Source organism: Corynebacterium sp. 239_CJEI (assembly GCF_001055995.1).
Taxonomy (GTDB): Bacteria; Actinomycetota; Actinomycetes; order Mycobacteriales; family Mycobacteriaceae; genus Corynebacterium; species Corynebacterium jeikeium_D.
The window spans coordinates 1-11,884 of record NZ_JVOW01000022.1 but is presented as its reverse complement, the minus strand read 5'-3'; the positions used below and the strand labels follow the sequence as shown (position 1 = coordinate 11,884).

Below are 11,884 nucleotides of genomic sequence, written 5' to 3'. Positions count from 1 at the left end.
GATAATACGTCCATGACTATTAGCCACGAGTCGATTTACCAGGCCCTTTACGTACAAGGGGCAGGCAGCTTGCGCAAAGAACTTGTGTTTGAAAAGTCCTGCCGGACTACCCGGCCAGGGCGTAAACCCCGCTCGCTTTTAGCCGGGGTGCCCAAGCCACGTGGAAAACGCTGGACTCATGATGCCAATATTTCACTTCGCCCAGCCGAAGCCAATGATCGTGCGGTACCCGGTCATTGGGAAGGCGATTTGATTATTGGCGCAGATGGCACCAGTGCTTTAGCGACGTTGGTGGAACGCCGCAGCAGGTTTGTGCTGCTCGGCAGACTCGGCACTGACCATACTGCCGCCAGTGTCAATGAGGTGATGGTACGGATGATTCGTCGGCTCAAAGAGTCGATGGACACCACGATTTCGACGTTGACCTGGGATCAGGGAGTGGAGTTTGCCAAACACACCGAGTTTTCTGTCGCGGAGAATATCCAGGTGTTTTTCGCCGATCCGCATTCGCCGTGGCAGCGAGGTAGCAATGAGCGGATGAACCGGGATATCCGGTTTTATTTCCCCAAAGGCACCAACTTTACCGATGTCACCGACCAAGAGGTCGCCGAGGCGGAAGCATTGCTGAATAACCGGCCACGGGTAGTGCTCGACGGGTTAACTCCCCGGGAGGTAATCTCTGGTGTTATCCATGATGCAATGACCGCCTGACCCTACCTGCTCAAAGTGTCATAAACCTAGTCAGTAACTTGCGGTCGGGAACGGTTTGCGACCGCTATAGGTTGTCGTCCTCGACCCAGGCCTGCACCCCACGGGGCTGCTGAGGTTGTTGCGGTTGCTGCGGCTGCTGTGGTGTTTGTTGCGCTTGCTGTTGGCGGGCCTGGGCAACTGGATCCTGCCACGTTCCCGGCTGCTGGGCTGGCTGCTGAGCCGACTGCGGGAGCGGCTGCTGCGACGGAGCCGGCTGCACTGGCTGGTTCGTATTGGACTGCTGGTACTGCTGACCCGCAGGCCCGGCCGCTCCTGCCGCTCCTGCAGCTCCGGCTGCACCAGTTCCGCCACCACCCGCTGCGGGCTTACCGGAGAGCATGTCCAGGTAGGTGTCATCGCCATCGAAAAGCGTCCTGGTGATGGCGGTCTTCGGGTTGAGACGACGGAGATCGTTGAGCTCCTGCAGCGGCTTGCGAAGATCGTCGAAGTCTTCACCGAACTCGTCCGAGAGGTTATCGCGTGCGTCATTGATTGCGGTGCGCGCAGCCAGAAGCAATGCGCGGACGTCCTCAATTACCTTCGGCAACCGCTCAGGTCCGATGAGAATTAGTCCGAGGATAAAGAGGACAAGAATCTCGCCCCAGCCAACATTAGAAAACACGTTATACCACCTTAGTTACAGTGCACCTCGCATGCAGCATTGCGCGGCCAAATCCACCAAATCTGCCAAATCCGCAGAAACCAGCCGAAACCGGCCGAAACCAGCGCCCCCTACTCCGGCGTGATCTTCGCCTCCAGCTCGGCTCCGTGGCGAACGATCTTCAATACCGTCTCATTACCAGCGCCAACAGTCCACAGCGCCACCGTGAGCTCATCTGCGGACGATACCGCGCGGTCTCCCACAGCCGTAATCACATCGCCTTCCTGCAGGCCTTCCCGGTCGGCAACGCCTCCCGGCAGGATGCTGGCAATCTCGGCACCAGTCAGTGCGCCATTGGAAACCGTGCGCGCTGTCACGCCAATCCCCGGATGAACCGGCTGCTCACCGGCGATGAGCTGCTCCGCGATGGCAACGGCTGAATTGATTGGAATCGCAAAGCCCAACCCCTGTGAGCCACCCGAACTACTGAAAATCACCGTATTAATACCGATAATGGCACCGCGGATATCCACCAGTGGACCACCCGAGTTACCCGGGTTGATGGAGGCATCGGTCTGAATCGCATCGGCGTAACCGTCCGTGTCGGTCCCCTCAGCAGCCAGGCGCACCGGACGATTGAGCGCCGAGACAATGCCCGAGGTCACCGTTCCGCCCAGCCCCTGCGGCGAGCCCATCGCAATCACTGTGTCACCGACCGCAACCGCGTTGGAATCACCAAGCTGCGCCACAGTCAGCCCCGCAACATCTTCGACCTTAATTACGGCGAGGTCGGTCTTCGGGTCGCGGCCGATAATCTTGGCCGGCACCTCTTTCAACTTGCCGCCGTCCCAAAACGTTACGGAGACCTGCATATCCTGCCGGTCCGCCACCGCCGAAACGACGTGGTTATTCGTCAAAATATGACCGTCACCATCAATGACAAACCCCGAGCCCACGCCCGAGACCTCACCGGCACTGACCGCAATCGACACCACCGCGGGACGAAGAGCCTCCGCCACCTTGCCGATTTCAGTCAAATCACCGTTGCCCGGCCGCCCCTCAATCTGCTGCAGCTCCACACGCTGGTAGTCCGAGCGGAAAGACTTTCCAGCCCAACCGCCAACAAAGCCGCCAACACCGCCAATGAGCAGCACCACGGCCGACGACGCCGCGATCACACGCCACGGCACCTCGCGGCCAAAAATCACTTCCCGCGCGCTGACGCGGGGAGCCGTCTTCGGGCGAGGCTTCTTTTTCGCTTCGGGTTTGCGGGCTGGACGCCCCGTCGTCATGCGTGACGACGAATCCTGCCACGGCGAATACTCTTGGGCGGTGGCACTGGTGTCGTCGTCAAGCTTCTGCCCTGGAGCACGCTGTAACCCGCCAGTTGCGGCGGCACGATCGGTGTCCGGGGCAAACACGGAATCATCGAAAGAGCGATGTTTGCCCACTAGTGACTACCACCTTTACGAAAACCGCGAACAATCTGCTCCAACGCAGCGCTCAGCGACTCCGGCGGACGGTGCGCGAGATGCCGCGCCGACCGATGGGGCTCTGAGTCCTCGCAACTGCCTGCGAAATCAGCAATACGAGCGCGCAGCTCAGCTGGAATGTGCAAGGGCGCGCTATCACGCAGACGCTTGGCCGCCTGCCGCTGCTTCGCGACCTCCCGGCGACACTCCGGACATGCCATCAGGTGCGCCTGCGCACGACGCTCAGCTACGACCGACAACTCGCCGTCAACAAAAGCGGCAATTGCCTCGGTGCCGAGATGCTCCGTTGACAAAAAACGCTTGTCATCGCCCTGCTGAATCACAGACTGCAGCACCTCCAGAAATCGCACCTATTTAACTAGCCCCACAATAGCCGCTCCCGCGGATTGAGTGCGGGAAATCTAGCCTGCGGTGACCGACTCCGGCAGCTCCTGTCGTTCCTTCTCCAGGCGCTCCAACGTCGCCCGCAAGCTGGAACGTGCCCGGTGAATACGCGAACGCACAGTGCCCATCTTGAGCCCAAGGGTGCTGGCAATTTCCTCGTAGGTCAGCCCCACCACATCACAGAGGACAACCACCGCGCGATAGTCCGGCTGCAGCTCAGCCAGCGCGATTTCCAAATCCGGGTCGAGCATCGCGTCATCGACGGCCTGCTCCGGGGTCTTCAGCGTACCCGGGACGCGGTCGTAGTTCTCCGGCAACGCCTCCATCCGGATGACCTGCCGATGCCGGACCATATCCAAAAACAGGTTAGTGGTAATCCGATGCAGCCAGCCTTCAAAAGTGCCGGGACGGTATGACTTCAGCGAGCGGAATACACGCATGAATGTCTCCTGCGTCAGGTCTTCCGCGTCCTGCTGGTTACCAGTCAACCGATATGCGAGCCCATAAACACTATCCGCGTGGGCCTGAACCAGCTCCGACCACGACGGCATCTCCCCCACACCTGCGTCAAAAGCCGCGGTGCCGGACAGTTGCTCAGTTACGTCAGCGGACGCGGCGTCCTCGCGGCTGGCGCCTCCGCTGACTCGTTCGGACTTGACTCGTTCGGGCATGAGGTTCAGTGTTCCTTACCAACCTTAGGTTTGTAGTGACCTTACCCTGAAAATAGTTTGAGAGTCCAGACAAATTTGAGGCTTGTTTACGCACCTAGTCCGGCACTGACCGGCGCGCCCCGCTACCCTGCCCGAAGTTTTTTCCTACGCTATAGAGCGTGTCCGAAACGAGTTCTTCTGCTACCCCGCTATCCGCACGTGACGCTATTGCACAGTACGTCAACAACACGACCGTAGTCTCCGAGGCCCTTGAAAGCGCCCGAGAGAGCGCTCGCGAATACGGAGTTGCCGTCCCCGATACGATGACCGGCGCCGCTTTGACCTCGCTCATGGCTCTGACCAGTGCCCGCCGCGACGGTCACCCCGCCGCTGTCATCGCATCGCCTGCGGCAGGCGTAGTCGGTTTGCACCTGGCCGCCGGCCTCGGCGATGACGGCGTTCTCACCTGCATCGACCCGGAGCTCGAGCACCAGTCTCTGGCAAAGTCCGCTTTCCGAGCCGCAGGCATCCGCCCCAACCGACAGCGCTTCCTGCCCTCGCAGCCACTGGAGGTCATGGATCGACTGGCCGCCGACTCCTACGACTTGGTCTACTTGGACGTCGTCCCGGCAATCCTCCGCGCCGCCCAGGAAAAGGCCTGGCCGCTGCTTCGCTCCGGTGGCGCGCTCGTCCTGACCGGCGCGCTCCTCGACGGCACTGTCGCTGACTCGTCACGCACTGACCGTGACACCGTCGCTGCCCGCGAAGCCGACGAATACATGCTCCAGCTTGACGACGCTTACGTGATGCGCCTACCTCTAGCAGCTGGCACCACTGTGCTGGTGAAGAAGTAGTTTTCTACTGTTGGCCGGCCGGCTAGCGGCAGCGGTGGGCCACTGCGACTTACTGACTGCGTTTATGACAAAAATGGCCCGAAAAATGGCTTGAAAGTGTCATAAACTCACACAGTTTCACATTTGCAGCCCATGCCCGTATTCACATGCGCACCCCATATTCACAGGTGCAGCCCGCAACTTTTAGGGCTGCCAGTTTTGGGGCTAGGTAGCAACTAGGTAGCAAAAAGGGTTAAAGGCAAAAGGCACGTACCCCACGGTACGTGCCTTTTCAGCCGGTCGGACTCAGACAGTCTAGATAACCTGGTTCTTACCAACGGCCACAACGCCACCAGCGCTGACCTTGAAGCGCTCTGCGTCCTTCTCCGGATCGACACCGATAATGGCGCCGTCGGAAACTACAACGTTCTTGTCCAAAATCGCATGGCGAACCACTGCTCCGCGGCCGACGCGAACGCCTGGGAAGAGAACCGAGCCCTCCACCGTCGCGCCATCCTCGACCACAACGTTGGTACTAATCACCGAGTTGCGGACCGTACCACCGGAGACAATCGAACCAGCACCGACCATCGAAGCCTGAGCAATACCGCCCTGGACGAACTTGGCCGGAGGCAGGTTCTCCTCCGAGAAGGTGTGGATTGGCCACTTCTTGTTGTAGAGGTTAAACACCGGGTGGACGGAAATCAGGTCCATGTTGGCCTCGTAGAAGGCATCGATGGTACCGACATCACGCCAGTAGCCCTTGTCACGTTCGGTCTCACCCGGAACGTAGCTGTCCTTGAAGTCCCAGACGAAAGCTTCGCCCTCCTCTACCAGCATCGGAATGATGTTTCCGCCCATGTCATGGTCGGAGTTTTCATCTTCCGAGTCACGCTTAATAGCGTCGATAAGCGCGGAGGTAGTGAAGATGTAGTTACCCATCGACGCGAACGTCGAGTTCGGATCATCCGGGGTGCCGGGCGGATCAGCCGGCTTCTCCAGGAACTCGGTGATTCGGTTGTTGTCATCGGCATCGATGACACCGAATGCGCTGGCCTCAGAACGCGGGACGCGGATACCAGCGACCGTCACGCCAGCGCCAGACTCGATGTGGGCCTCCAGCATCTGCTGCGGATCCATGCGATAGACGTGGTCGGCACCGAAGACGATGACGTACTCCGGATCCTCGTCATAAACCAAGTTCAGCGACTGCAGAATCGCGTCCGCCGAACCGGTGAACCAGCGCTTGCCCAGACGCTGCTGAGCCGGCACCGGGGTGACGTACTGGCCGGTGATGCCGGACAACTGCCACGCCTGCGAAATGTGACGGTCGAGCGAGTGGGACTTGTACTGGGTCAGCACACAGATCTTCAAGAAACCTGCGTTGACCAGGTTCGACAGCACGAAGTCGATAAGCCGATAGCTACCGCCGAAAGGCACGGCGGGCTTAGCGCGGTCTTCCGTCAGCGGGAAGAGACGCTTGCCTTCGCCACCGGCAAGGACAATGGACAAAACATGTGGTTGACTCCTCACACCAACCAACCTATATGCGATTTACGTTCCTCGCTGCCAGTCTCCCCTCCCCACTACCCACACCCAGGCATATCAAGCGACGGAAATTGTCAAATCTGGTTACGCTGGAACTATGCGTGTTGCCATGATGACCAAGGAATACCCTCCGGAGATTTACGGCGGAGCAGGTGTTCACGTAACTGAACTGACTCGTTTCATGCGCGGCCTCGACGGCGTTGACGTCGATGTGCACTGCATGGGTGCTCCTCGCGATGAGGCGGATGTATATGTCCACGGCGTTGACCCGGAGCTGAAGGATGCCAACGCCTCGATTAAGACGCTGTCCACGGGGTTGCGCATGGCAAATGCCGCCGCGGCAACCGACATTGATGTCGTCCACTCTCACACCTGGTACTCAGGCCTGGGCGGTCACCTCACTGGCCTGCTCAAGGGCATTCCGCATGTGGCAACCGCGCACTCACTGGAGCCGCACCGCCCATGGAAGCGCGAGCAGCTCGGCGGCGGTTACGACGTTTCCAGCTGGTCCGAACGCAATGCTATGGAGTACGCAGACGCTGTCATTGCTGTTTCCGCGCGCATGAAGGACGCCATCCTGGACGCCTACCCGCGCATCTCCCCCGACAAGGTCCACGTTGTCCTGAACGGTATCGACACCGAGCTGTGGCACCCGCGCCCGACGTGGGAAGAGTCCAAGGAACAGAACGGCTGGTCTGTCCTGGAGGAGCTCGGCGTTGACCCGTCTCGCCCGATGGTCGCGTTCGTCGGCCGCATCACCCGTCAGAAGGGTGTCGCTCACCTGGTCAAGGCCGCATCGCTTTTCGACGACGGTGTGCAGCTCGTTCTGTGCGCCGGCGCTCCGGACACCCCGGAAATCGCGAAGGAGACTGAGCAGCTCGTCCATGACCTCCAGGAGAAGCGCGATGGCATTTTCTGGGTGCAGGACATGCTGCCGAAGGAGAAGATTCAGGAGATCCTGACGGCCGCGGATTCCTTCGTCTGTCCGTCCATCTACGAGCCTCTGGGCATCGTTAACCTCGAGGCTATGGCATGTGGCACCGCAGTTGTCGCCTCTGATGTCGGCGGTATTCCGGAGGTTGTCGTCGATGGCGAAACCGGCACTTTGGTTCACTACGAAGAGTCCGATCCGGAGGGCTTCGAGCGTGGAATCGCTGCCGCTGTCAACAACATGGTTGCCGACCGTGACCGCGCTGCCAAGGTTGGCCAGGCGGGTAAGAAGCGCGCTGAAGATGTGTTTAGCTGGGAGAACATCGCTCAGCAGACCGTCGAGGTCTATAAGTCTTTGATATAGCAGGCTGTCCGCAAGACGCCACGGCTGCGCGGTGGACGAAGTCTCCTCAAAGGCCCATCGCTTCCGAAGAGGAAGCGGTGGGCCTTTCTTAGCCTTTTTACTAACCCCGTTCAGGACATTTACTTATGCCTTTGCCCACTTTTTCTAAACCTAATTTGAGTTTTGGCTGAATTTATCATTACTGGTCAATAGCATACTGAGTATGAGATTCACTAAGAAGGTGGCAGCAGTTGGTGTCGCCATTGCCATAGCGCTAGCGGGTGCAGTACCGCATCAGGCGCTCGCTACAGAAGTAGCCCCATCCCCTAGTACCGCTACCATCACCGAGCGTGGTCCCCTTGGACAGTCCGGTCGCTGGTTTACCGACGGTGACGGCCGTGCTTTCCTCACTCAGGGGTCGAACATCGTCTACAAGCACGATCCTTACACCCCAGAGGCCGGAGGCTTTAACGAGGACGATGCTGACTGGCTCGTGCAGCAGGGCTTCGACTCCATGCGAGTCGGCATTATCTGGAAAGCAGTAGAGCCAGAGCCTGGCGAGTACAACGACAAATACCTGGATTCCATTGCCCGCACTATCTCCATGCTCACTGAGCGTGGAATCGCGGTCTTGGTCGATGCCCACCAGGACATGTACAACGAGAAGTTCGAAGGCGAATTTGCCCCGGATTGGGCTGTCATTGACGACGGCGTTCCCAGCCTCTTAAAGGTTGGCTTCCCCGCTAACCAGGCTCTCAATATCGGACTCATTAGGGCATACGACAACTTCCTGAATAACCGCGAAGGGCCAGGCGGCGTTGGGTTGCAGGAGCGTTACGCAGCCATGTGGGGCCATGTCGCCAAACGCCTTGGCGACATGCCGGGACTGATGGGCTACGACATCATAAATGAACCGTGGCCAGGCTCCGCATACCCACTGTGCTATCTGGCTCTCGGCGACTGCGGCCCGGCTAAGGAAAAGCTCGATGAACTGCACCAGAAGGCTGCCAATCAGATTGTCGACAAGGACCCGGACGCTATTGTCCACTACGAGCCCTACTCCATGTGGAACACCGGATTGAACACGAATCCGGCAGCCCCGGAGGTTCCTGAAACCGCTGGTACGGCCCTCAGCTGGCATGTCTACTGCACCACGAATGCCCTGTTCAACACCTACACGGGCTGTGACTTTTTCGATGGTCGCGTCTTCGACAATGCGGAAATCGTCTCATCCGGTAACGGCTCGGCCACACTGCTGTCCGAGTTCGGTGCGACCGACGATGCCGATACCCTCAATGGCGTAATTTCGCTTGCCCGCCGCCACATGGTCGGCTGGCAGTACTGGTCCTACTGCGGATGCAACGACCCGACGACGCAGAACCAGAAGGAACAGGGCATGGTCTTCGACCCTACTGTTCCAGGACCTGTAGGTGCCGATGCCTTCAACCGCGACAAGATGACCATCCTCGCCGCTCCACACCTGCGAGCGGTCGCAGGCACCCCGCAAGCTACCGACTGGAACCGCGACACCCGTGTCTACCAGGCCAGCTGGAACAATAACCGCGTCGACGGCACCGGAGTTTTCGCACCTGGTTCCACCAGCGAGCTCGTTGTGCCCTCGATCAACTTCCCGAATGGGTTCACAGTGAATGTCGAAGGCGGTCACGCCACTGTCGCTGCCGATGGCCAGACCGTTCATATCGTCTCCACTGCTGACCAAGTGACAGTCACCATCCAGCCGAAGTAGAACCAACCGCTCGATTCACCAAATCGCGCCCTGTGGATTTTTCCGCAGGGCGTTTTTCTTGCCACGATTTCCTTACCCACAAGCCGATCGGACATCTAACAGACGACCCGCCCCAGCTTGGGCTACAAATATCGCGAATATAATGGCTTCCATGACCACTCACGAGAATTTTCCAACGGTCCGACACACAATTTTCCAAAACTCACTGATGTCCGCACTGCTCGATGGCATCTACGACGGCGAGATGACCATTGGCGAAATCCTTGGTCATGGCAACTTCGGCATCGGCACCTTCGACGGTCTCGATGGCGAAATGGTAATCCTCGACGGTGTTTGCTGGCAGGTGCGTCACGACGGCTCCGCGACCCGGGCCACCATGGATCAGCGCAGCCCCTACACGGTGGTGACCAACTTCGTTCCCCACACGGTGATGGATGCGCCGGAAAACCTGACTCGCAAGGAAATTAGCCCCATCATCGATTCCCTGGTGCCGAGCCAAAATTTTATGTACGCACTGCGGATTACCGGCGAATTTGAGTGGGTGAAGACTCGAACCGTCGTAAAGCAGGAAAAGCCGTACCAGAAGATGGTTGATGCGACGGAAGAAGACGCGTCGGTTGATTTTGAGAACCTGCGGGGCACGATTGCGGGCTTCCGCACGCCGGTGTACGAGAAGGGAATTTCGGTGCCCGGCTGTCACGTGCACTTCCTTGCGGAAGGCGGCACCGGCGGCGGGCATGTGCTGGACTTTAAGCTGCGCTCGGGCACTATCGAACTGTGCCCGGGCACTGACCTGCAGCTTCGCCTTCCGCTAACGGCGGAATTCTCGGATGCTGACCTGGATCCGGAAGACCTGGATGAGCAGATTCACAAAACCGAGGTCAAGGAGTAAACGCTAGTCTCCCGGGCGGCCAAGACGAGTGACGTAGGCACGGGCGGTGACGTGCATCTCTGCAGGTAGCGCCGCAATGCGTTCCTGCAGCACCTCCGGGTGAATATGGCGTGCCGACGGGCTCATACCGATCTGCGCGGCGATTGCACCCTGGTTGAGGTTCATACCGAACTCCACCAGCTCCGGGTCGCCAACAGGCACGAGGTGCCCCTCTGCCTGGGAAATCATGCGCTCGACCTTGCCGCGCTCGACATCAATGATGCCCAGTGGCTCACGAAGCTCACCCAAGTGACCAGTGGTGGCAGTCAGAACCACAACCTGGCCGCCCGGCTTGAGCACGCGAGCGAACTCCTCCGCGTTGCGAGGTGCGAAGACAACAGTAAGCGCATCGATGGAACCATCACGCAGCGGCAACCGTGCCCACGCATCGGCCACAACCGCACCGAGGCGCGGGTGGCTCTTGGCCAGGTGCTTGGCGGCCGGCACAGACACATCAATGCCTACGCCACGAGAATTGGGAATGCTGTCCAGCGTGTGTGCGAGGTAATAACCAGTGCCCGCACCGACTTCGCAGATGACTGGGCTGGCGGCTTCGGACACGTTGGCGTCGTCAAGCACGTCCTGGACGTTGCCTGTAACTGCCTCAACGAATGGAGCATAGTGGCCACCAGAGAGGAACTCCTCGCGGGCGGTAATCATCTTGGCGTCATCGCCGGTGTAGCGCAGGCCAGCCCCACCGGCGAGCGTAACGTAACCCTGGCGGGCGACATCATAGCTATGTCCGGATTCGGACTTCAGAGTCATTCGTTCGGCATCACCAAACTTCAAATCAGTGCCATCGATGGGGTCAGCAAGCACATCAATGATGTCAGCTAGCACGTCGGTCACTCCTCAAACTGAGCTAGAAAAATAATTTTCACTATCTTAGCCCGTGTCGAGCTCAGCCAAGTAACTCCAATGCGAGTTACTGACTACGTTTATGACAAAAATTGCCTGGTAGGGTCAGGCGGTCATTGCATCATGGATAACACCAGAGATTACCTCCCGGGGAGTTAACCCGTCGAGCACTACCCGTGGCCGGTTATTCAGCAATGCTTCCGCCTCGGCGACCTCTTGGTCGGTGACATCGGTAAAGTTGGTGCCTTTGGGGAAATAAAACCGGATATCCCGGTTCATCCGCTCATTGCTACCTCGCTGCCACGGCGAATGCGGATCGGCGAAAAACACCTGGATATTCTCCGCGACAGAAAACTCGGTGTGTTTGGCAAACTCCACTCCCTGATCCCAGGTCAACGTCGAAATCGTGGTGTCCATCGACTCTTTGAGCCGACGAATCATCCGTACCATCACCTCATTGACACTGGCGGCAGTATGGTCAGTGCCGAGTCTGCCGAGCAGCACAAACCTGCTGCGGCGTTCCACCAACGTCGCTAAAGCACTGGTGCCATCTGCGCCAATAATCAAATCGCCTTCCCAATGACCGGGTACCGCACGATCATTGGCTTCGGCTGGGCGAAGTGAAATATTGGCATCATGAGTCCAGCGTTTTCCACGTGGCTTGGGCACCCCGGCTAAAAGCGAGCGGGGTTTACGCCCTGGCCGGGTAGTCCGGCAGGACTTTTCAAACACAAGTTCTTTGCGCAAGCTGCCTGCCCCTTGTACGTAAAGGGCCTGGTAAATCGACTCGTGGCTAATAGTCATGGACGTATTATC

Annotated in this window: 12 protein-coding genes; 5 read left to right on the top strand and 7 right to left on the bottom strand. The window is 58.9% G+C overall.

The genetic code is table 11. From position 1 onward, the window contains the following. Nucleotides 1–711: IS30 family transposase (locus tag ADB08_RS11365; RefSeq protein WP_049170654.1), on the top strand; the 711-nt coding region annotated here is incomplete at its 5' end. Between the two features lie 64 nt (nucleotides 712–775). On the opposite strand, the gene tatB is transcribed toward ADB08_RS11365, so the two are convergent. From tatB to sigE, 4 genes are all read right to left on the bottom strand, one after another. After that, complete coding sequence (tatB, locus tag ADB08_RS06580) at nucleotides 776–1,372, bottom strand: Sec-independent protein translocase protein TatB (RefSeq protein WP_049171944.1); 597 nt, start codon at nucleotides 1,370–1,372, stop codon at nucleotides 776–778. 110 nt (nucleotides 1,373–1,482) lie between these two features. After that, on the bottom strand, nucleotides 1,483–2,802 hold the full coding sequence (locus ADB08_RS06575; protein WP_049171942.1) for a S1C family serine protease: 1,320 nt from the start codon (nucleotides 2,800–2,802) through the stop codon (nucleotides 1,483–1,485). After that, a complete protein-coding gene (locus tag ADB08_RS11175) occupies nucleotides 2,802–3,194 on the bottom strand; it encodes an anti-sigma factor family protein (RefSeq protein WP_052317810.1) in 393 nt (130 codons plus the stop codon). Before ADB08_RS11175 ends, ADB08_RS06575 begins: the two co-directional genes overlap by 1 nt. Before the next feature lie 51 nt (nucleotides 3,195–3,245). After that, a complete protein-coding gene (gene sigE / locus ADB08_RS06565; protein ID WP_049171940.1) occupies nucleotides 3,246–3,899 on the bottom strand; it encodes an RNA polymerase sigma factor SigE in 654 nt (217 codons plus the stop codon). 158 nt (nucleotides 3,900–4,057) lie between these two features. Here sigE and ADB08_RS06560 point away from each other — a divergent pair, with 158 nt between their 5' ends. After that, nucleotides 4,058–4,732 carry an O-methyltransferase gene (locus ADB08_RS06560; protein ID WP_049171938.1) on the top strand — a complete coding sequence of 225 codons (675 nt, stop codon included), beginning with the start codon at nucleotides 4,058–4,060 and terminating at the stop codon, nucleotides 4,730–4,732. Nucleotides 4,733–5,026: 294 nt separating this feature from the next. Here ADB08_RS06560 and glgC read toward each other — a convergent pair whose 3' ends face one another. Then, nucleotides 5,027–6,244 carry a glucose-1-phosphate adenylyltransferase gene (gene glgC, locus ADB08_RS06555; RefSeq protein WP_042388575.1) on the bottom strand — a complete coding sequence of 406 codons (1,218 nt, stop codon included), beginning with the start codon at nucleotides 6,242–6,244 and terminating at the stop codon, nucleotides 5,027–5,029. Nucleotides 6,245–6,356: 112 nt separating this feature from the next. Between glgC and glgA the strand changes: the two genes are divergently transcribed. The 3 genes from glgA to budA all read left to right on the top strand — a co-directional run bounded on the left by glgA (nucleotide 6,357) and on the right by budA (nucleotide 10,171). Beyond that, nucleotides 6,357–7,553 (top strand): glycogen synthase, encoded by a 1,197-nt coding sequence (gene glgA / locus ADB08_RS06550; RefSeq protein ID WP_049171936.1) that lies wholly within the window; start codon nucleotides 6,357–6,359, stop codon nucleotides 7,551–7,553. 202 nt (nucleotides 7,554–7,755) lie between these two features. Further along, entirely contained in the window at nucleotides 7,756–9,279 is a 1,524-nt protein-coding gene (locus tag ADB08_RS06545) for a glycoside hydrolase family 5 protein (protein WP_049171934.1), read from the top strand. 151 nt (nucleotides 9,280–9,430) lie between these two features. Further along, complete coding sequence (gene budA / locus ADB08_RS06540) at nucleotides 9,431–10,171, top strand: acetolactate decarboxylase (RefSeq protein WP_049171946.1); 741 nt, start codon at nucleotides 9,431–9,433, stop codon at nucleotides 10,169–10,171. 3 nt (nucleotides 10,172–10,174) lie between these two features. Here budA and ADB08_RS06535 read toward each other — a convergent pair whose 3' ends face one another. Then, entirely contained in the window at nucleotides 10,175–11,050 is an 876-nt protein-coding gene (locus ADB08_RS06535; RefSeq protein WP_048732862.1) for a methyltransferase domain-containing protein, read from the bottom strand. A gap of 123 nt (nucleotides 11,051–11,173) precedes the next feature. Next, nucleotides 11,174–11,884 (bottom strand): IS30 family transposase (locus tag ADB08_RS06530; protein WP_049170654.1); only part of this gene is annotated, 711 nt, incomplete at its 5' end.